This is a genomic window from Coprobacter fastidiosus (assembly GCF_030296935.1).
GTDB lineage: Bacteria > Bacteroidota > Bacteroidia > Bacteroidales > Coprobacteraceae > Coprobacter > Coprobacter fastidiosus.
The window spans coordinates 238,793-259,581 of the sequence record NZ_AP028032.1 but is presented as its reverse complement, the minus strand read 5'-3'; the positions used below and the strand labels follow the sequence as shown (position 1 = coordinate 259,581).

Genomic DNA, 20,789 nt, shown 5'->3' with positions numbered 1-20,789 from the left:
TTTTTAATACATTAGTTAGATATAAAATTATTTTATATTAATTTTGCAAAAGTCAAACTTAAAAATACTACGATAATGCTTGATTTACTTATTAGCGGAGGTCTCCCGACAACCGTACCGACACCGGCAGACACGACCAAGGTTGTTTCTTTTTTTGAAAAACTTTCCAGTGCTTCCAATATGTCTCTGCAACAATTATTAGAGCAAATGGTCAGTGGAATAATACATATTTCTATAAAAATACTGATCGCTTTAGTCATATTCTGGGTAGGGAAATGGTTGATGAAAAAAATCAGGAAATTCGTTTCCGGCATTCTAATACGAAGAAATGTAGAACTTTCATTACGCACTTTTCTTCTAAGCCTTATCAACATATCGCTTATGTTGATATTACTCGTTATCGTCATCGGTATTCTCGGTGTCAATACTTCTTCATTTGTCGCATTATTTGCATCAGCAGGTATCGCTGTCGGTATGGCATTGAGCGGAACATTACAGAATTTTGCCGGAGGAGTCATGGTACTCCTTTTCAAGCCTTATAAAGTAGGAGATTATATCGAAGCTCAAGGACAAAGTGGAACAGTAAAAGAGATACAAATATTCAATACTATTTTAAATACACCCGATAATAAGACAATCATTGTACCAAACGGAGGACTGTCAACAGGTATTATCAATAATTATTCGAAAGAAGGTAAGCGCCGGGTGGATTGGACTTTCGGTATCGGATATGGTGATGACTACGACAAAGCTAAAGAAGTATTATCTCGAATGCTCGATGAAGATACACGAGTTCTTAAAGATCCGGCATATTTTATAGCCTTACATAGCTTAGGAGATAGCTCTGTAAATATTGTCGTTAGAGCCTGGGTAGCAACTTCAGATTACTGGTCTGTATATTTCGATATGAACGAAAGAGTCTATAAGGAATTTGGGAAATACGGGCTCAATATACCATTCCCGCAAATGGATGTGCATGTTATAAAAGAACAAGAATAATAGTCGCAAAAAAAATAAAAATGCGGCAACAAAATTTTGTTGCCGCATTTTTATTTTTTTGCGACAGATAGCCTCTTTTTTTAGCTCATAATTTACTATCTTTACAGCTGCTCTTTTATAGGCTACAAGAAAACAGGCATAAAAAAGAGCATATTATTATAATGCTAATATTTAATTATCAACACTTTAGCACTATACAAAGTCATCATTTAATTTAATAATGATGATACAAGTTGCACATAGTCATATAAACCATGAATTGCAACTTGCCGACCTCGATAAAATAAAAAACATATAAATGATAAGTAAATGGAATTACTTACCCCTTACAGAAAAAGAAAAACAAGCCAAAGAGATTCTATCCCGGACATTGGGATTAGATCCCTATATATGCGAGCTACTGGTACTGCGGGGGGTGACAAACGAAACAGATGCAAAAAAGTTTTTCCGCCCCCAATTATCCGATCTATATGATCCGTTTTTACTGAACGACATGGACAAAGCTGTAAATCGTCTGAATAAGGCGATGGGGAGCAAAGAAAAAATACTGATTTACGGAGATTATGATGTGGACGGCACTACAGCTGTCGCCTTAGTGTATAAATTTTTACAGAATTTCTATTCCGGTCTGGACTGCTACATACCTGACCGATATGATGAAGGGTACGGCATTTCGATAAAAGGTATAGATTACGCTGAAGAAAACGGTTTTTCCCTGATCATTGCTCTTGATTGCGGAATAAAAGCAATAGAAAAAGTCGAATATGCAAAAAGCAAAGGGATAGATTTTATTATCTGCGACCACCATGTTCCGGACAAAGAGCTTCCCGGAGCTGTTGCCGTATTAGACCCCAAAAGAGATGACTCGACCTACCCTTATCAACATTTATCAGGATGCGGAGTCGGATTTAAATTTATGCAGGCTTTCGCAATAAGCAACAATCTAAGTATAAAAGAATATCTTTTCCCTTTACTCGATCTTATAGCTGTAAGCATCGCTTCGGATATCGTACCGATAACGGACGAAAACCGAATACTGGCTTTTCATGGGCTTAAACAACTCAACTCCAATCCAAGCAACGGATTAAAAGCCATTATCGACCTCTGCGGTTTGAAAAACAAAGATATTACTACCAGCGATATCGTTTTCAAAATAGGTCCTCGTATCAATGCTTCAGGCAGAGTACAATCCGGCAAAGAGGCAGTGGATCTTCTGATTTCCAAAGATCCTGAAGGAGCTAAAGAAAAAGGGGAAAACATCAACCAATATAATGAAACTCGAAAAGAAATAGACAAGCAGGTCACCGGAGAAGCCAATAAAATCCTCGAGAATCTGAAGGATTTCGAATCGCATAAATCTATTGTAATATATAATCCGGACTGGCATAAAGGCATCATCGCCATCGTAGCTTCTCGCCTTACCGAACTCTACTATCGCCCCGCAATAGTTCTGACATTTTCCAATGGATTAGTTACCGGTTCGGCACGTTCGGTACAAGGATTCGATGTTTACAAAGCAATAGAATCGTGTCGAGACTTATTGGAAAATTTCGGTGGACACACATATGCTGCCGGACTTTCTCTAAAAGAAGAGAACATTCCGACATTTATAGAACGTTTTGAAAATTATGTAGCAGAAAATATTCTTCCGGAACAAATGATGCCCCAAATAGACATCGATGCAACAATTGATTTCAAAGATATAACCCCCTCTTTTTTGAAAACGTTAAAACAATTCAATCCGTTCGGACCCGGAAACACCAAACCTATTTTTTGCACCAAACGGGTTTTGGACTACGGAACAAGTCGATTAGTCGGACGTGAATTGGAACACTTAAAATTAGAAATGGTCGATAGCCGTTCAGAAAACATAATGAACGGTATTGCTTTCGGTATGCATGAACATAATGAATATATAAAAGCTCATCACCCTTTCGATATTTGTTATACAATTGAAGAAAACACTCATAATAAAAATATTCAATTGATGATAAAAGATATTCAACCTTCTAAATAGAAAATGGATAGTTTATGAAAAACAGGGGCTGTTCAAAAAGTTAGAAAGTTCAAATTCAAACTTTCAATTTAGAACTGATAGGCTTCGATTATAAAAAGAATGCTACTTTCACCTATAAAAATTAGGTGTAAAGTGGCATTCTTTATTTATTTTGTTACAATCTGTAACTTTTACCAATTCAGTTTTGATTTTTTGTACCCCCTTTAAATGATACAGTAATTTCTATTCTCTTTTAAGAACTGTCTAAACTTTCCAATAAAAAATACTATCAGGTCATCTTTATGTTTTATTCTGGTCTTTTTCCTGTTTTCCCTCGTCGGATAACCCGCTATCCTCCTCGTAAAAACAAAAAAATATCCTCAAAAAACTCCCAAACCTGGCCCGAGCAAAATTTAGACAAGTTCTAAGGACTACCCTTAAATTAAACCGAGATAAATTTATTCATTTTCTCACCTCATTTTTTTTAGTATTTAAATAAATGGACAACCCAATAAGCCCAATATAATTAGTAATCAACAATATAACAAACCAAATCACTTTAGTTCCTACGGATATTTCTTTATAATGACGAAATAAATAGCAACCTACTATTATAGGAATAATATAAATAATAACCATCAAAATCAGTGGTCCATAACTAAAAAATAAATCTATAAAGTCCATATATTTAGATTTAAAATTTAATAAACTTTTGGTGCAACCTTCCCATGCATTGAAAATTCGGTAACAGTTACCTCAACACCTAATTCTCCCGCTGTAGTAGCCCTATAACAAACAGCCCCAGCAACTATATATTCAATCTCTACCATTGGAAGATATTTGATATGTACTGCCTTGGAACACAAAATATGTTTGAAATCCCAAACCAGTAACCGTATGATCCACATCAAAACTCATGTTTCTCCATTTTAAATCGAACCATTCTATGTTTTAAAAGTAAAGATATAAAATTAAATAATAAAATCCTATTATATATAGAAATATATTTACAAAATATATAATAATTACTTGAATATATTTACAAAATATATAATAATTACTTGAATATATTTTAATCTGACACCAAAACAATCTATACCACAAAAAAAAATTGGACAAATCCCCGTCAATATATACAAATAACGTATATAGAGATATCAAAATGATTATTATATTATATCGTAATTACTTTTATCAAAAAACGCATAAATAACACATAAATATACATAATAGAATTCATTTTTCTCTATACAAATAATAAAATCAAAAATAATAATATAAAAACAGATATAGAATAAACAAAATGATATATATTTGCACAAAACATTTTTAAATATGCAATTTGATATAGAATTAATACAGGAAGTATATGCTTCGTATGCAGAAAAGGTTGAAAAAAGCCGTCAATTATTAGGTCGTCCGATGACTCTTACAGAAAAGATCTTATATGCGCATTTGTATAATAATGAGTATCCCCATAAACCGTTTATACGAGGAATCGACTATGTCAATTTTTCTCCGGACAGAGTTGCGATGCAAGATGCTACGGCACAAATGGCTTTATTACAATTTATGATTGCAGGGAAAGACAAAGTAGCCGTACCTTCTTCCGTACATTGCGACCATCTTATACAAGCGGATATAGATGCAAGTAACGACATAAAAAAAGCTCTTGTTTCCAATCAAGAGGTATATGACTTCTTAAAAGATGTCTCAAACAAATACGGGATCGGTTTCTGGAAACCGGGAGCTGGAATCATACATCAGGTCGTTTTAGAAAATTATGCATTCCCGGGAGGTATGATGGTAGGGACAGATTCTCATACTCCCAATGCCGGTGGGTTAGGTATGATAGCAATCGGTGTAGGAGGAGCAGATGCGGTAGATGTCATGACCGGTATTCCATGGGAATTGAAAATGCCCAAGATAATAGGAGTCAAATTAACCGGTGAACTGAACGGTTGGGCTTCTCCCAAAGATGTCATTTTAAAATTAGCCGGAATACTCACTGTAAAAGGCGGAACAAATGCCATTATAGAATATTTCGGTGAAGGGGCTAAAAATCTGTCGGCAACAGGGAAAGCGACTATTTGCAACATGGGTGCTGAAGTAGGAGCGACAACATCCCTATTTGCATACGATGAGAGCATGGCAAGGTATCTTAAAGCTACCGGACGCGAACAAATTGCCGAAATGGCAAACAAACTTTCAGATTATTTAGAAGCGGACAAAGAGGTAATCGACAATCCCGAAAAATATTATGATCGGATCATAGAAATCAATCTTTCCGAACTCGAGCCGTATATCAACGGACCTTTTACTCCGGATGCGGCACATCCTATTTCGGAATTCGGCCGAATCGTTAAAGAAAACGGATATCCGCAAACTATGGAAGTAGGTCTGATCGGGTCTTGTACAAACTCATCATATCAAGATTTAAGCCGTGCGGCATCTGTAGCCCGACAAGCATCAAAAAAACATCTAAAAGCAAAGGCCGAATTCAGAATTAATCCCGGATCAGAACAAGTTCGTTATACAGCAGAACGAGACGGATTGATCTCCGATTTCGAATCGATCGGAGGTATTGTCATGACAAATGCTTGCGGTCCTTGCATAGGACAATGGAAACGTCATACAGATGATAATCAAAGGGCAAATTCGATTGTGACATCTTTTAACCGAAATTTTGCAAAACGTGCAGACGGCAATCCGAATACACATGCATTTGTCGCTTCTCCCGAAATCGTCACAGCTTTGACAATCGCCGGGAATCTGTGCTTTAATCCCTTGACAGATACCTTAATCAATGAAAACGGGGAGTCTGTAAAATTGGATATGCCAGAAGGAGAAGAACTTCCTGTTAAAGGTTTTGATGTCAAAGATCCCGGCTACATAGCTCCGGACAAAGGCCTATCTTCTTCTGATATTATCATTGATCCGAACTCTAAACGATTACAAAAACTGTCACCTTTCGCACCGTTTAATCCGTTGAATTTCGAAAGAATGCCTTTACTGATAAAAACAAGCGGGAAATGTACGACAGATCATATATCAATGGCAGGACCTTGGTTACGTTTCAGGGGACATCTCGAAAACATATCGGACAATTTACTAATGGGTGCAGTAAATGCTTTTAATGGCAAGACAAACGAAGTTTTCAACCAACTGACAAATGAGTACGACACCGTTTCCGGGACCGCGAAAAGTTATAAAATGCACGGAATATCATCAATAGTCGTAGCTGAAGAAAATTATGGGGAAGGATCATCTCGGGAACATGCAGCCCTCGAGCCTCGTTTTCTTGGCGTAAAAGCGGTTTTATGCAAATCTTTTGCACGTATTCATGAAACCAATTTAAAAAAGCAAGGCATGCTGGCTCTGACATTTGTCAATAAGGATGACTACAATAAAATTAAGGAAAAAGATATTTTATCAGTCAAAGGGCTGGAATCTTTTGCTCCAGATAAAAATCTGACAATAGAAATTATTCATCCGGATGGAAGTCTTGAAAGTTTTGAAGCTTCTCACACATATAATAATTTACAAATCGAATGGTTTAAAGCAGGAAGCGCATTAAACTATCTAGCAAATAAAAAATAGTGATCATGGCAAAACTAAAAATAGAAAACGGGAAATTGGTAGTCCCCAATAATATAACTATTCCATACATAGCCGGCGATGGTGTCGGAGCGGAAATATCGCCTGTTACACAATCTATTATCGATACCGCTGTAAAAAAATGTTATGCAGGAGAAAGAAAAATCGAATGGCTCGAAGTTCTTGCCGGAGAAAAAGCCTTTAAACAAACAGGCTCATGGCTTCCGGAAGAGACCATGAGAACATTTCGAGAATACCTGATCGGAATCAAAGGCCCGTTAACCACACCCGTAGGCGGGGGTATTCGATCGCTAAACGTTGCTTTACGGCAAGAACTGGATCTATATGTATGCCTACGTCCGGTACGCTGGTTCAAAGGCGTCGTTTCTCCGATAAAAGAACCCCATAAAGTCAATATGCATATCTTCCGGGAAAATACGGAAGACATATACGCCGGAATAGAATGGCAGCAAGGAAGTCCCGAAGCTGAAAAATTTCTTCATTTTCTGCAAAATGAAATGAAAGTGAGTAAAATAAGATTTCCCCAAACCTCTTCTTTCGGAGTGAAGCCTGTTTCTATTGAAGGAAGCGAACGACTTATACGATCTGCTATTCAATATGCTATTGAACACAAACTCCCGTCTGTGACTCTTGTACACAAAGGCAATATCATGAAGTTCACCGAAGGCGGATTCAAATTATGGGGATATGCAATGGCCGAAAGAGAATTCGGTAATCAAGTATTCACTATGATGCAGTATGAACGGCTAAAAAAATCAGATGGAGAACCGGCTGCTGAAAATGCCCTGAAAAAAGCAATAAAAGAAGGAAAAATTATTATTAAAGATGTTATTGCTGATGCTTTTCTTCAAAACACTCTCCTAATTCCGGAAGAATATTCGGTCATTGCGACCTTAAACTTAAACGGAGATTATATTTCTGACCAGTTAGCCGCCATGGTGGGAGGCATCGGAATTGCACCGGGTGCAAATATAAATTACATTACAGGACATGCCATATTCGAAGCTACACACGGTACAGCTCCTAATATCGCCGGTAAAAACAGAGTCAATCCGTCTTCACTCCTACTATCAGGAGTAATGATGCTCGAATATTTAGGCTGGCAAGAGGCCGCAGCAAATATCGTCAACGCTTTAGAAAAGACATTCCAGTCACATAAAGCAACCATAGATTTAGCCCGGTTTATGGACGATTCTAAAACTCTGACAACAACCGAATTCAGAGATGAAATTATCCGAAATTTGTAACAACAAGAGAGTAAAGATTATAAAGATATGAAAGATGAATATATGATATACAAACTCTCTGATTCTATCAAGAGTACAAGCCATATAGATAACGAACTGTTTGTAAAACATAATGTAAAAAGGGGTTTACGCAATGAGGATCATTCAGGTGTACTTGTCGGATTGACAAAAATCGGAGATGTCGTAGGATATGAACGTATGCCGGAAGGCGGTCTCAAAGCTATTCCGGGAAAGCTCGTATATCGGGGTATTAATATCGAAGATCTGGTTAAAGGCATTGAAAAGGAAAATCGTTACGGCTTTGAAGAAACGGCCTTTCTCCTTCTTTCAGGTTTTTTACCGGATAAAGACGAATTGGAAACATTTACCCGTTTGCTTAACCAATCTATGCCTTTAGAGCAAAAAACGACGATGAATATTCTGGATCTTGAGGGACATAATATTATGAATATTCTGGCTCGGAGTGTTCTCGAAATGTACACGTTCGATCCTAATCCCGACGATACATCCAGAGACAATCTGATGCGGCAATCTATAGAATTGATAGCCAAATTTCCCACAATCATAGCATATGCCTATAACATTTTAAGACATAGTCAACAAGGGAGATCTTTGCACATCAGACATCCGAAAGAAAATCTTTCTATCGCGGAAAATTTTCTGTTTATGTTGAAAGGTCCTCAATATACCCAATCGGAAGCACGTATTCTCGATTTGGCACTAATGCTTCACGCCGATCATGGCGGAGGGAATAACTCTACATTTACCGTACGGGTTACCAGTTCATCGGGAACAGATACTTATTCCTCTATCGCAGCCGGAATAGGCTCTTTAAAAGGTCCGTTACATGGAGGTGCAAACCTTAGGGTTATCGATATGTTCCATCATCTGCAAGAAGTAATCAGCGACTGGACAGATAAAGATGAAATAGATGCTTATTTGACTAAAATGCTACGTAAGGAAGGATACAATAAAAGCGGAAAAATATATGGCATCGGTCACGCAGTATATACTATCTCCGATCCTCGTGCCTTATTGCTTAAAGAATGGGCTCGCAATCTTGCAAAGGAAAAGGGTTTGGACAAAGAGTTTGCATTTCTGGAATTGATAGAGGAACGTGCAATAGAGACTTTTATGAAATTCAAAGGGAACCAAGTAAAAAAACGGGTTTGTGCAAACGTCGATTTTTATTCCGGATTTGTATATGAAATGATCGGTTTACCTAAAGAAGTATATACACCTCTTTTTGCGATGTCTCGTATTACAGGATGGACGGCACATAGAATCGAAGAACTTAACTTTGACAGCAAACGTATTATCCGCCCAGCATATAAAAACGTGTCGGAAGATGCGCCCTTTATTCCTTTAGATAAACGTTAAATATTCGATAATTTTCTCATTTTTCTCAATAAAGGGCAAGGCCGAATATTCGGTCTTGCCCTTTATTTCATTTTGGGAAGTTCTTTCAAAAACTTACAGATTCAGCAATCCATCCGGAATATTCATCTTTATAATTTTATTTTCTTTATCAACAGATATCACAAAATCATCATTCGCCGGAATAAGCAGTTCAGAGGCATCACGATCCACAACAAACAACGTATTTATTGTCGAATCATCTATATGTACAATTTTCCCCAAGATACCATGATGTTTGTCGACGACTGTATATCCCAAGAAATAATCTCCGGGAGCAATATAATCTTCCCCCTCCATTTCTAAATAAGATTTCGGGAAATAAACGTCCAAATTAGTAAAAACTCTGGCATCACTGTCAGTATCGACATCTTCTAATTTGAAAAGGGCGGTCATCTCACTCTTAAACCTGTATTCTTCTATGTAAAACGGGACAAAAATACCATCTATCTCGCACACAATATAAGGACAATCCGTACGGTCAAATACATCATCGGTAAAAGATAAAGATATTTCTCCGTGTATGCCGTGAGGCTTATTGAACTGTCCGATTTTTATTAATTCTTCTCTCGTAATCATGATTACAAACGGGTAATTCTCGCCCCTAATTTATTCAACCTTTTATCAATATCCTGATATCCCCTATCTATCTGATCAATATTATGAATCGTACTGATACCGTCTGCCGACATGGCGGCTATCAATAAGGCAATACCTGCACGAATATCCGGAGAAACCATTGTCGCCGCACGTAATGTATGAGATTTCCCCTGCCCGATTACAGCTGCTCTATGCGGATCGCATAATATAATTTGAGCTCCCATATCAATCAATTTATCGACAAAAAACAAACGACTCTCGAACATTTTCTGATGAATCAGCACACTTCCTTTTGCTTGTGTCGCAACAACTAAAAATACGCTCAACAAATCTGGAGTCAACCCCGGCCAAGGCGCATCAGCAAAAGTCATGATCGACCCGTCGATAAAAGTTTCTATTTCATAATAATCGTGATGCGGCACATGTATATCGTCACCTTCCTGATTTAACGTAATCCCTAAACGGCGAAAACTATCCGGAATAATTCCCAAATCGTTATAGGAAACATTTTTAATCCGAATGTCAGAACCGGTCATTGCCGCCATCCCGATAAAACTCCCGACTTCTATCATATCGGGCAATATAGTATGAGAACATCCCTCTAATGATTCTACTCCTTCGACGGTCAGCAGATTTGATCCGATACCCGAAATTTTTGCGCCCATTTTATTCAACATTTTGGAAAGCTGCTGCAAATAAGGCTCACACGCTGCATTATATATCGTTGTCGTACCTTTTGCCAACACTGCAGCCATAAGTATATTGGCTGTACCGGTCACCGAGGCTTCATCCAATAACATATAAGCACCTTTCAATTCTCTCGCTGTAATTTCATACAACTGCTGTTCGGGATAATATGTAAAATCTGCCCCTAACTTTTGAATACCGATAAAGTGAGTATCTAACCGTCTCCGGCCGATCTTGTCACCTCCCGGCTTGGGTATAACCGCCATCCCGAAACGAGCGACCAACGGTCCGACAATCATAACAGAACCTCGCAATGATGCGCTACGCCGTAAAAAATCTTCACAATGCAGATAATCCAAGTTCACATTATCCGCTTTAAAACTGTAGGCATTAACCCCTATATGCTGCACTGTGACTCCCATGTCTCTCAATAATTGTATCAAATTATTTACATCCAAAATATCGGGAATGTTATAAATTTTAACTTCTTCGGATGTAAGCAATGTAGCACAAATAATCTGTAAAGCTTCATTCTTAGCGCCTTGCGGAACAATATCCCCCTGTAGACGATGTCCCCCTTCTATAACAAACGATGCCATATTGTGTCGGAATTTGATTGTTTTTGTGAAAGATACAAAAAAAGCGGTTATCTACCCGCTTTTCTCATATTATTTTTATTCTTTTTCTGAAGAAACTCTTTCGACTCCTTCAATCGGAAAGTTTCCGGACTAAGATCGATTCTACCATGGGAATATTCTCTTAGATCCTTGAATATTTTATCGTCATCAACAACCTCCTTATTCCAAGTAAGAAAAGATTTCTTCATATGATTGGCCAATAAAGAAATCAGTTGATCCCGTTCCGGGCCATCGGGGTAATCTTCACATTTCTTTATCATACGCTCAAGAGTTTTTCCATAATGTCTATAACGAATCGGAGTTAAAGTATACGGAATTCTATCCGGCTTAGTACGAAGATTCTCTTTCCGAATAATTTCATAAGGATAATCAATATCTAACTTAAAATCGGACATAATAGCCAAATGATCCCACAATTTATGTTTAAAATCATCGACATCCCTAAGATGGGGAAACAAGTTTCCCATGATGTTTATAATCGTATTTGCACAACGAGTACGCTCTTCACGGTCCTCTATCGACACGCAATGATCTATCATTTGCTGAACATTACGTCCATATTCGGGCATGATCAACTTTTTTTGTTGTGTATTATAATCGGGCATAATTAAAAATATTTAGTTATAAAACTTTATGTTTCGGCTTAGTTGCTACAAACTCCTTTAAATAAAAAGGTTCGAAATAAGCAACATCCTTAAAATCTCTCTCTCTGAAAGCTTTTTCTGCCAAAGCCAACATATCAGAGGCCAAAGGATTTATATCTTTATCTAAAAAAAGGGCTTTCGGATTTGTCAATACCGAACGGCACTTCGCAGCTCCGTTGCCAAAAAATAAAACAGATTGTTCTCTCAAAAAGTTCTCATAAGTGTCGGCTTCGATAATATCGGCAGATACGGGCTTCACAGGATTTAAAGATAAATCATAAATAGCAGAATAGACCTCCATGCGCCGTGCATCGATCATCGGACAAAACAAAGTATTTTCTGGATATTTTTCCCTAAACATTACATGACAGGTCATTATTTCAAGAGTATTTATACCTATCAACGGTATTCCCAACCCGAAACAAAGACCTTTTGCCATAGATACTCCGATTCTGAGTCCGGTATAAGAACCCGGTCCGCAACTGACAGCAACGGCATCTAACTTAAAACCGTAATGTTTTGCCATATCGATAGCTTCCTTCACATATCCACCCAAACATGAAGCATGAGAAGGTCCTTCATAATTTTCCCGGCGAAATATAACTTGTCCTTCATGTGTCAACGCCACCGAACAGACAGATGTAGAAGTTTCTATATTTAAAAGAGTCGCCATCTATTCTTGTAATAATTAATATTTTATTTTGCAAAAGTAGCTGTTTTTTTTCATTTTCCCTGTATGATTCAGAATATATTCCAATCACTTATTAAAAAGTTCAGGAAACAAACATTCTATCTTCTCTCTGAGATTATACACTCTTTCTTTGACCTGTTCTTCATTTATTCCTAACGCACGACCAATTTCATCATAATTTTTTCTTAGGATCAAAAATCCGATCAAAACACGATCTCTAACATTCATATTTTTTACGATATTCAGAATAAAAATGCGATTATAAAGAGCAACATCATACTCATCAAAAATAGAATATTGATTTTCTTGTTTTAAATACATAACTTTGTTTTTGTTTCTTGATCGGGAGATAAAATAGTTCTTTATAAAAGTAAATGACATTCTCGATGGATATTGCCATAGTCTGAATTTATTCCGATTTTTAAATATCAGGTAATTTACATTCTGTATTATATTTAAAGCTTCATCCCGATTTCGTGTCAACAAAACTATAAATTTGAATAAAAGAGTTTGAAACTTCCCCGACTCCTTGTCCAGATTAAAGTTTTCCATTTGCTTGTCAAACTAACATTAAACAAAAAGAAACCTCCATCCGTTCTGTTTGAATGAGAAAGGTACAGAAACACAACAACTCTTTGCGTGTCTGGATGGAGGTTTTATACTTACACAAGCAGAACTACACACTGGGAGTTTTGTATTTCCGTACCTTTCTCAACAATAAAAATAGATATAAATCTGAACAAAAAATTTATTTTTGATATTATTTTAAAACAATAAAGACATTTTTACTCATATATTTACTTAAAATATCAATAATATATCTATAAATCAAGATAATAAAACAAACACATTTACTCAGTATAAAATTTCTCGTCCGATAAAGAATCGTGCAGACAAGTTTCTAATCTCAAAAAACATTGATACCAATAAAATAAGCATTTTTTTTTATTTAATGACCATTGAAACAGAATTAAAATTAATTTTGCAAAAACATTAATTACAATGATACATTCAATGACCGGGTTCGGCAAAGCTATTACCGAACTGCCCAATCGAAAAATCACAGTAGAAATAAAATCTCTAAATAGTAAACAACTCGATTTATCGACTCGTATTCCGGCTATATATCGTGAGAAAGAAATGGAAATACGATCAGAAATCGCCAAAAGATTAGAGCGCGGGAAAGTCGATTTTTCTATTTTTATAGAAAATATCGGTCGGGATGCTTGTACTCAACTCAATATGCCTGTCATAGAAGGATATTATCAACAGATCAAAGAGGCTTCTGAAACATTGAAGATAGCTTTACCGACAGATTGGTTTCAGACTTTACTACGTCTTCCCGAATCGATGAAAACCGATACAATGGAATTAGAAGACAACGAAGGAGATGTATTGATGCAGACAATAGACAAGGCAATCGGACAATTGGAAGAGTTCAGGCAACAAGAAGGAGTAATGCTCCAAAAACTGTTTACCCAAAAGATCGACAATATCGCATCCCTTCTCAAAGAGGTTGAACCATATGAACAGGAACGCGTTGAAAAGATTAAAGTCAGAATACATGAAGCCCTAAGCAAAATAGAAAATTTCGATTATGACAAAAACCGATTTGAACAGGAAATGATTTTCTATATCGAAAAATTGGATATTAACGAAGAAAAACATCGTCTGGACAATCATCTGAAATACTTCATAGAAACAATGGCCTCCGGTAAAGGACAAGGGAAAAAACTCGGTTTTATCAGTCAAGAAATGGGGCGAGAGATCAACACATTAGGTTCTAAAGCCAACCATGCGGAATTACAAAAAATAGTCGTTCGCATGAAAGATGAATTAGAGCAAATTAAAGAACAAGTTCTTAATGTAATGTAATTGTTATGCAAGGGAAACTAATCATATTTTCAGCACCATCAGGTTCAGGGAAATCAACGATTATAAATTACTTATTACAACAAAATCTCAACCTGGCCTTTTCTATATCCGCAACATCCCGCGCTCCGAGAGGTAACGAAAGGAACGGAGTAGAATATTATTTTATGAGTCCTGAAGAATTCAAAACAAAAATCTCCAACAACGAATTTCTCGAATATGAAGAAGTATATGCAGATAAATTTTACGGTACATTAAAATGTGAAGTGGAAAGACTTGTTGCCGAAGGAAAAAATGTTGTTTTCGATGTCGACGTTGTTGGCGGAATAAATATAAAAAAGTTCTATGGTGATCGGGCTTTATCGATATTCATACAACCTCCAAGTGTGGAAGTCTTACGCCAAAGATTAACAGATCGTGGAACAGATGCCCCGGATGTTATCGAGTGCAGATTGAATAAAGCGGAATACGAACTTTCTTTTGCTTCCCAATTCGATATTGTTATCGTCAATGATAATTTAGAAGACGCTCAAAAACAAGCGTTACAAGCTATACAGAATTTTACGGCTCATTAAACCATGAAAATAGGAATATTCTCCGGATCTTTTAATCCGATACATACAGGACACCTAATTATCGCCAACTATCTTTGCGAGTTTGAAAAGCTGGACGAAATATGGTTTGTCGTATCACCTCAAAATCCGCTGAAATCCAAGAGAGATTTGTTATCGGACATTCACAGAATAACGATGGTAAAAAAAGCTATCCGTGGAAACCGGAAATTCAAATATTGTGATATAGAATTTTCTTTGCCTCTACCCTCGTACACTGTACGAACATTAAAAACATTAAAAGAAAAATATCCCGAAAATGAATTTCATTTAATCATAGGTTCGGATAACTGGCTCATTTTCGACCGTTGGAAAGACTACCAGGAAATTTTAGACAATTATCCTATTTTTATATATCCTCGTCTCGGATATGAAATAGCTTCTAAAAATTCCTTAAACGGCAAAAATATTCAAATAGCCAAAAGTCCGATAATCGAAATATCTTCAACTTTTATTAGAGAAGGTATTTCCAAAGGAAAAAATATGAACTATTATATGCCTTCGAATGTATATCGATATATTCTGTCAAAGGCATTATATCAACCGCAAACATAAATTATGGATAACTATATTTTTTCAAAAAACACAATCGAGTTTGTTACAGTCGGTGTCGAATTTTGCGCCTTAATGGAAAAAGTTCAGGAAAGCGAAAAATGCGAATTTATAGATACCACCGTAAAGATTCTTCCTTTGCTCTATCTCAAAGCGATATTGCTTCCGGACTCAAATGAGGAGAACGAAGAATATGACATAAATATAGAACATTTTGTTACTGAAGAAATTTATGAATATATTCGCAATAGTATAGAACAAATATTAGGTGAACAAGATTCATATCTTGAGGTTTTCCATGCAGATATGCAATACAGTGAAAGTCCTATCATTGCATATATATCTGAAGATCTTACCGATATATATCAAGATATTAAAGATTTCATATCGGTATATAGTTTGGGAAACGAAGAATGTATGCGTGTATCCTTAAACGAATGTAAAAACAATTTTATGGATTATTGGGGACAGAAACTCGTAAATGTTTTAAGGGCTTTACATTCGTTAAAATACTCCTCAGAAGAGTCGGAAGATATAGAAACGCATCATCATGACAACATAAAACCAACAAACGGAAATAATCTATTTTCCCAACGCCAAGAATCATGGAAGGAAGATATGAACATGGATGAATGGAATAAATGGAATGAATAAATACAAACCAATAAAAATATCAAAAGAAGAAATATCTAAACTGGAAACAGACGCTTTTTCAGGACGTATTATCGTGGTCCAAAATGAACAAGATATAGAAAAAGCGATCTCATATCTTTCGGATTTTCCTATTCTGGGAGTAGATACCGAAACCCGTCCCTCTTTTAGAAAAGGGAAATCTCATACTGTAGCTCTCATACAAATCGCAACAGAAGATACTTGTTTTCTTTTCAGAATAAACCGAACAGGTTTTACTCCTACACTGAAAACACTATTCGAGAATCCGAACATTACAAAAATCGGGTTGTCATTAAAAGATGATTTTTCTATGCTTCACAAAATAGCACCATTCGAGCCAAAAGGTTTTATCGAACTGCAAAGCTACGTGAAACAATTCAATATAGAAGACATGAGCTTGCAAAAGATATATGCTATTCTTTTCGGAAAGAAAATATCCAAATCTCAAAGATTATCCAATTGGGAAGCCGATATACTTTCTGATGCTCAAAAAAGATATGCAGCAACCGACGCATGGGCTTGTGTCCGTATATATAAAAGTCTTTCGACAGAGTGTTTTTCTGATTTTTATAAAAACAGATCTGCATTGCAAGAGATAGTTTAATTTCGCTTTAATTAAGTATATTACAGAAATGAAAAAATCAAATTTAATAACTATCATATTATTAATTTATTTGGGTGTTATGGCTTATATCGGCTGGCCCAAATTTATCGAAGCCGGCCAATACGTCGAATATTTTGCGATTATATTAGTTACTCTAATCGTAATATTTTTACTTAGGGTCGTTTTGCGTAAAAAAGAACGGTTAAAAAGAGAACGGCAACAGCAACAAGATTTATCTGAATAACTAAAACAAAACCGATATGTCAAAGAAAATAATAATCATCACATGTTTGATCTGCCTGAGCTTTTCTATTTCAGCCCAGACAGAGAGAGGACATTGGCTATTGAATCCGCAATTCACGGCATTTGACTTAAGCGGAACAAACAACGATCTGGATAAAGATAATCGATTTAAACTCGGAATGGGTTTTAAAGGCGGTAATTTTTTATGCGACAGATTGGCTTTATTAGTAGGTGTAGGATTTAAAGTCGATCGACAAAATGATTATAAGGACAATAGCATAAACTTAAACACGGGATTGCGATATTATCTTTTTTCGAAATTATATTTGTCGGCAGAATTGGGGTACGACAAGGTATGGCTTAGAGAATACAGTTCGAATATTACCCGAAAAAGAGATTATTTTTATTTCGGAGCTGATTTGGGATATTCGATATTCGTATCTCAAAATGTCGCAATAGAACCAGACGTTTATTGGAAATACAGTTTCACCGACCAAAGGAATGAATACGGATTTAAAATCGGTATCGGTGTATTTTTCTAATAAAAAAATTAATGCAAGGTTTACAGCCACTTCCTTTAGTTTGATCTCAAAAAATAAGATATAAAAATACAGGTAACCGGTTAAAATGATTTGCACCCCAAAAGTTTTTGTCTAACTTTTGGGGTGCAGATCATTTTGAACCTTTTCTATAATCGGATAATATTTAACTCGTCTAACTTATAAACATCACTTAAAATTCCGATTACCTCGTACTTTCATATTTCCTTATAGACAGATAAACAACAATACTGTTCCGACTTTTAGCAGTCTTTCATATTCGGCTTCTCCAACCCATAGCCGTATTTTTTATCTGCAACTTTCAGCAAATAGGCAACAATAAACGATAAAGTGGCAAAACCGGTAAAGACAAACATAGGTATCGTATAATCATAAAGATTTGCATTATTTTCATTCCCGACAACACAATAATTATCCAATACCCATCCGATAAGGTTAGGTACTCCCCACAAACCTATATTCTGAATAAAAAAGATAAGTGCATACGCTGTTCCCAACTGGCGAGCAGGGAAAATTTTAGTAACGCTCGGCCACATCGCTGACGGAACAAGAGAAAATGCAATACCTAAAATAATCATCAGGATTATCGCCACGAGATAATTGGTGATGAAAGGTAATGCGTAGATACAGTGAACTCCGATAAGCATTGCTGCTCCCAACATCATAATACTCGCACCTTTTCCTTTGCAATCGAGATAAATACCGAATACAGGTGTTAGGATCAATGCTCCCAAAGCCGGCAGGCCGGCAATTGTACCTGCCAAATTATCACTGATTCCGTATTTATTGATCATAAGTTCGGAAGCAAATTTCTGGAACGGGAATACACAGGAATAGAATAATACGCATAATAAAGCGATCAACCAGAAACCCGGATTAATCAAAATATTTTTTACATCTTTGAAACTGAACTTACTCTCGTCTTCCTCTTCTGCATAATCTTCTTGCTTATCAAGCTTTCGATCCATCACAGCATATATAAAAAACGTCACCAATCCGACAACTAACAAAACCAAACCTAAAAGTACCGGAGTCGATATAGAAAAACTCTTTGCCAAAGGAATAGATACCGAATAAGCGACTTGAGAACCTATACGAGCCAATGCTACTTGAATTCCCATCGCAGTACCGAGCTCTTTCCCTTTAAACCACTTTGCAATAATTTTAGTAACGGTAATCCCTGCGACTTCTGCTCCGACTCCAAAAATAGAATAACCGGCTGCTGCCATAAAAACACCTTGCTTGTAACCGAAAAACGTTGCTTCTGTCGAAATATTCGCTGTCATGCCATAATACTGCAAAGCCGTACCGAACACCATCAAAATCGCAGCAATTTTTCCTGTCAATCGTATTCCGAAACGGTCAAGCATCAAGCCGCCCCAAATCAACATCAACAAAAATACGTTCAAAAAGCTATATGCTCCCGTAAAGAATCCAAAATCACGACTGGTCCAATCTAAATTAGCTTCTAACATAGTTTTCAGCGGAGCCATAATGTCGTTTACAAAATATGCCGCCATCATGGTGAAAGCGACAATTCCCAACGCAGACCAACGCACGAGAACAGAATCTCTTAAAGTTCTTTCCTTTTCCATCTTCTTATTTTAAATTATTTTTCAAGTATCAATACACAAAAAGAAACGGAAAGCAAAAAGTCCCCCTGAGCTTTCCATTTTCCTTATTTATTCCGAATACGAGAGATAACGTTATCTCCCCCTTTATTTTTTTACCAACAATACTACATTTTCTACATGATGAGTATGTGGAAACATATCTACCGGCTGAACTTTTTCGACACGATATTTTTCATCCAACAGATTCAGATCCCGCGCCTGAGTTGCAGGATTACAACTGACATAAACGATTTTTACAGGTTCGGCAAACAAAATGGTCTTTATGACATCATCATGCATCCCGGCTCTCGGAGGATCGGTAATAATAACGTCAGGTCGGCCATGTTCATTTATAAAATCCTGTGTAAGAATATCCTTCATATCTCCGGCATAAAACAATGTATTACTGATGCCATTCAATTCAGAATTTACCTTTGCATCTTCAATCGCTTCCGGAACATACTCTATTCCTATCACTTTTCGGGCACGGCAGGCCACAAAGTTTGCAATAGTCCCAGTTCCCGTATATAAGTCATAAACAAGTTCTTCTCCGGTAAGCCCAGCAAAATCTCGAGCTATTTTATATAACTCATACGCCTGTTCAGAATTGGTCTGATAAAAAGATTTAGGTCCTATTTTGAATTGTAATCCCTCCATCGACTCCAATATATAATCCCGACCTTTGAACACATGAACCTCTTGGTCGGTAATCGTATCATTAGCTTTCTGGTTTATTATATATAATAAAGAAGTAATTTGAGGAAAGGTCTCCGCAAGATATTCCATCATAGCGTCAATCTTAGACCTATCATTTTCAAAAAAAACGACGATCAACATAACCTCACCGGTTGATGCCGTACGAATTATGATATTACGCATCAATCCCCGCTGCTCTCTCAGATCAAAAAAAGAATAATCATGATCAAGAGCGAATTTTCGAATAGCCAACCGAATGTCATTAGAGATATTATCCTGCAGCCAGCAAGTTTTTATATCCAGTACCTTATCGAACATTCCGGGAATATGGAATCCTAAAGCATTTCGAGAATCAAAAGTTTGTGTAGACTGCAATTCTTCTTGAGTAAGCCAAGACTTATTCGAAAAAGTAAATTCCAGCTTATTACGGTAAAAACGAGTCTTCTCCGAGCCTTTTATCGCAGAAATTTCCGGTAAATCGATTTTTCCGATTCGAGAAAGGTTATCAAAAACCTGCTGTTGTTTATATGCTATTTGTTTTTCATACGGGATATGCTGCCACTTGCATCCTCCACATACACCAAAATGCGAACAAAATGGCTCAACACGCATTTCGGAATACTTATGATACTTCAATATCCGCCCTTCAGCATAACGATGTTTTTTTCTATATAATTGCAAATCGACAATATCTCCGGGAGCGGCAAACGGAACAAAAACGACTAAATCGTCAATCCGAGCTATCGCCTTGCCTTCAGCAGCCACATCTGTAATTTCGACCTGTTCTATAACAGGAAGCTCTTTCTTTTTACGTGCCAAAATAGTACTTT

The 20,789-nt window shown here is 36.6% G+C and carries 19 protein-coding genes; 12 read left to right on the top strand and 7 right to left on the bottom strand.

Annotated features, from left to right (window positions below):
- Nucleotides 1-75: 75 nt before the first annotated feature.
- The 5 genes from QUE35_RS00980 (at nucleotide 76) to QUE35_RS00960 (ending at nucleotide 9,240) form a co-directional block, all read left to right on the top strand.
- Nucleotides 76-999: a mechanosensitive ion channel family protein gene (locus QUE35_RS00980; RefSeq protein ID WP_009316774.1), complete on the top strand. Its 924-nt coding sequence runs from the start codon at nucleotides 76-78 to the stop codon at nucleotides 997-999.
- 298 nt (nucleotides 1,000-1,297) lie between these two features.
- Nucleotides 1,298-3,016 carry a single-stranded-DNA-specific exonuclease RecJ gene (gene recJ / locus QUE35_RS00975; protein WP_022599486.1) on the top strand — a complete coding sequence of 573 codons (1,719 nt, stop codon included), beginning with the start codon at nucleotides 1,298-1,300 and terminating at the stop codon, nucleotides 3,014-3,016.
- 1,314 nt (nucleotides 3,017-4,330) lie between these two features.
- Entirely contained in the window at nucleotides 4,331-6,595 is a 2,265-nt protein-coding gene (locus tag QUE35_RS00970) for an aconitate hydratase (protein WP_022599492.1), read from the top strand.
- 5 nt (nucleotides 6,596-6,600) lie between these two features.
- The gene (gene icd / locus QUE35_RS00965; RefSeq protein WP_009316769.1) at nucleotides 6,601-7,860 is read left to right on the top strand and encodes an NADP-dependent isocitrate dehydrogenase; all 1,260 of its coding nucleotides are present in this window, start codon (nucleotides 6,601-6,603) and stop codon (nucleotides 7,858-7,860) included.
- 27 nt (nucleotides 7,861-7,887) lie between these two features.
- A complete protein-coding gene (locus tag QUE35_RS00960) occupies nucleotides 7,888-9,240 on the top strand; it encodes a citrate/2-methylcitrate synthase (protein WP_022599493.1) in 1,353 nt (450 codons plus the stop codon).
- 93 nt (nucleotides 9,241-9,333) lie between these two features.
- On the opposite strand, the gene rimM is transcribed toward QUE35_RS00960, so the two are convergent.
- The 5 genes from rimM to QUE35_RS00935 form a co-directional block, all read right to left on the bottom strand.
- Nucleotides 9,334-9,855 (bottom strand): ribosome maturation factor RimM, encoded by a 522-nt coding sequence (rimM, locus tag QUE35_RS00955; protein WP_009316767.1) that lies wholly within the window; start codon nucleotides 9,853-9,855, stop codon nucleotides 9,334-9,336.
- Between the two features lie 2 nt (nucleotides 9,856-9,857).
- Nucleotides 9,858-11,162: a UDP-N-acetylglucosamine 1-carboxyvinyltransferase gene (gene murA / locus QUE35_RS00950; RefSeq protein ID WP_022599495.1), complete on the bottom strand. Its 1,305-nt coding sequence runs from the start codon at nucleotides 11,160-11,162 to the stop codon at nucleotides 9,858-9,860.
- 47 nt (nucleotides 11,163-11,209) lie between these two features.
- Nucleotides 11,210-11,806, bottom strand: a complete 597-nt coding sequence (locus QUE35_RS00945; protein WP_022389801.1) for a DUF4290 domain-containing protein — start codon at nucleotides 11,804-11,806, stop codon at nucleotides 11,210-11,212.
- A gap of 16 nt (nucleotides 11,807-11,822) precedes the next feature.
- Nucleotides 11,823-12,518, bottom strand: coding sequence for a tRNA (adenosine(37)-N6)-threonylcarbamoyltransferase complex dimerization subunit type 1 TsaB (gene tsaB, locus QUE35_RS00940; protein ID WP_022599497.1), 696 nt, complete (start codon nucleotides 12,516-12,518; stop codon nucleotides 11,823-11,825).
- A gap of 84 nt (nucleotides 12,519-12,602) precedes the next feature.
- A complete protein-coding gene (locus tag QUE35_RS00935; protein WP_009316763.1) occupies nucleotides 12,603-12,857 on the bottom strand; it encodes a hypothetical protein in 255 nt (84 codons plus the stop codon).
- Between the two features lie 681 nt (nucleotides 12,858-13,538).
- Here QUE35_RS00935 and QUE35_RS00930 point away from each other — a divergent pair.
- The 7 genes from QUE35_RS00930 to QUE35_RS00900 are packed head-to-tail and all read left to right on the top strand — an operon-like array spanning nucleotide 13,539 to nucleotide 17,632.
- On the top strand, nucleotides 13,539-14,411 hold the full coding sequence (locus tag QUE35_RS00930) for a YicC/YloC family endoribonuclease (RefSeq protein ID WP_009316762.1): 873 nt from the start codon (nucleotides 13,539-13,541) through the stop codon (nucleotides 14,409-14,411).
- Nucleotides 14,412-14,416: 5 nt separating this feature from the next.
- Nucleotides 14,417-14,983 carry a guanylate kinase gene (gene gmk, locus QUE35_RS00925; RefSeq protein ID WP_009316761.1) on the top strand — a complete coding sequence of 189 codons (567 nt, stop codon included), beginning with the start codon at nucleotides 14,417-14,419 and terminating at the stop codon, nucleotides 14,981-14,983.
- A 3-nt stretch (nucleotides 14,984-14,986) separates the two neighbouring features.
- Nucleotides 14,987-15,574: a nicotinate (nicotinamide) nucleotide adenylyltransferase gene (gene nadD, locus QUE35_RS00920; RefSeq protein WP_009316760.1), complete on the top strand. Its 588-nt coding sequence runs from the start codon at nucleotides 14,987-14,989 to the stop codon at nucleotides 15,572-15,574.
- Nucleotides 15,575-15,577: 3 nt separating this feature from the next.
- Entirely contained in the window at nucleotides 15,578-16,225 is a 648-nt protein-coding gene (locus QUE35_RS00915; RefSeq protein WP_009316759.1) for a DUF5063 domain-containing protein, read from the top strand.
- Nucleotides 16,200-16,847: a 3'-5' exonuclease gene (locus QUE35_RS00910; protein WP_022599503.1), complete on the top strand. Its 648-nt coding sequence runs from the start codon at nucleotides 16,200-16,202 to the stop codon at nucleotides 16,845-16,847. Before QUE35_RS00915 ends, QUE35_RS00910 begins: the two co-directional genes overlap by 26 nt.
- A 28-nt stretch (nucleotides 16,848-16,875) precedes the next feature.
- Complete coding sequence (locus tag QUE35_RS00905; RefSeq protein WP_022599505.1) at nucleotides 16,876-17,091, top strand: hypothetical protein; 216 nt, start codon at nucleotides 16,876-16,878, stop codon at nucleotides 17,089-17,091.
- Between the two features lie 16 nt (nucleotides 17,092-17,107).
- On the top strand, nucleotides 17,108-17,632 hold the full coding sequence (locus QUE35_RS00900) for a DUF481 domain-containing protein (protein ID WP_009316755.1): 525 nt from the start codon (nucleotides 17,108-17,110) through the stop codon (nucleotides 17,630-17,632).
- Between the two features lie 260 nt (nucleotides 17,633-17,892).
- Here QUE35_RS00900 and QUE35_RS00895 read toward each other — a convergent pair whose 3' ends face one another.
- Nucleotides 17,893-19,245: an MFS transporter gene (locus QUE35_RS00895; protein ID WP_022599507.1), complete on the bottom strand. Its 1,353-nt coding sequence runs from the start codon at nucleotides 19,243-19,245 to the stop codon at nucleotides 17,893-17,895.
- Between the two features lie 123 nt (nucleotides 19,246-19,368).
- Nucleotides 19,369-20,778 carry a 23S rRNA (uracil(1939)-C(5))-methyltransferase RlmD gene (gene rlmD, locus QUE35_RS00890; protein WP_031258041.1) on the bottom strand — a complete coding sequence of 470 codons (1,410 nt, stop codon included), beginning with the start codon at nucleotides 20,776-20,778 and terminating at the stop codon, nucleotides 19,369-19,371.
- Nucleotides 20,779-20,789: the final 11 nt, after the last annotated feature.

Excerpts from the sequence above, each read along its gene's own strand:
- QUE35_RS00945 (WP_022389801.1), bottom strand. The coding sequence starts at position 11,806 with ATGCCCGATTATAATACACAACAAAAAAAGTTGATCATGCCCGAATAT.
- QUE35_RS00935 (WP_009316763.1), bottom strand. The coding sequence starts at position 12,857 with ATGTATTTAAAACAAGAAAATCAATATTCTATTTTTGATGAGTATGAT.
- QUE35_RS00970 (WP_022599492.1), top strand. The coding sequence starts at position 4,331 with ATGCAATTTGATATAGAATTAATACAGGAAGTATATGCTTCGTATGCA.
- QUE35_RS00895 (WP_022599507.1), bottom strand. The coding sequence starts at position 19,245 with ATGGAAAAGGAAAGAACTTTAAGAGATTCTGTTCTCGTGCGTTGGTCT.
- QUE35_RS00930 (WP_009316762.1), top strand. The coding sequence starts at position 13,539 with ATGATACATTCAATGACCGGGTTCGGCAAAGCTATTACCGAACTGCCC.
- QUE35_RS00910 (WP_022599503.1), top strand. The coding sequence starts at position 16,200 with ATGAATGGAATAAATGGAATGAATAAATACAAACCAATAAAAATATCA.
- tsaB (WP_022599497.1), bottom strand. The coding sequence starts at position 12,518 with ATGGCGACTCTTTTAAATATAGAAACTTCTACATCTGTCTGTTCGGTG.
- rimM (WP_009316767.1), bottom strand. The coding sequence starts at position 9,855 with ATGATTACGAGAGAAGAATTAATAAAAATCGGACAGTTCAATAAGCCT.
- recJ (WP_022599486.1), top strand. The coding sequence starts at position 1,298 with ATGATAAGTAAATGGAATTACTTACCCCTTACAGAAAAAGAAAAACAA.
- murA (WP_022599495.1), bottom strand. The coding sequence starts at position 11,162 with ATGGCATCGTTTGTTATAGAAGGGGGACATCGTCTACAGGGGGATATT.
- QUE35_RS00980 (WP_009316774.1), top strand. The coding sequence starts at position 76 with ATGCTTGATTTACTTATTAGCGGAGGTCTCCCGACAACCGTACCGACA.
- icd (WP_009316769.1), top strand. The coding sequence starts at position 6,601 with ATGGCAAAACTAAAAATAGAAAACGGGAAATTGGTAGTCCCCAATAAT.
- QUE35_RS00900 (WP_009316755.1), top strand. The coding sequence starts at position 17,108 with ATGTCAAAGAAAATAATAATCATCACATGTTTGATCTGCCTGAGCTTT.
- nadD (WP_009316760.1), top strand. The coding sequence starts at position 14,987 with ATGAAAATAGGAATATTCTCCGGATCTTTTAATCCGATACATACAGGA.
- QUE35_RS00905 (WP_022599505.1), top strand. The coding sequence starts at position 16,876 with ATGAAAAAATCAAATTTAATAACTATCATATTATTAATTTATTTGGGT.
- gmk (WP_009316761.1), top strand. The coding sequence starts at position 14,417 with ATGCAAGGGAAACTAATCATATTTTCAGCACCATCAGGTTCAGGGAAA.
- QUE35_RS00960 (WP_022599493.1), top strand. The coding sequence starts at position 7,888 with ATGAAAGATGAATATATGATATACAAACTCTCTGATTCTATCAAGAGT.
- QUE35_RS00915 (WP_009316759.1), top strand. The coding sequence starts at position 15,578 with ATGGATAACTATATTTTTTCAAAAAACACAATCGAGTTTGTTACAGTC.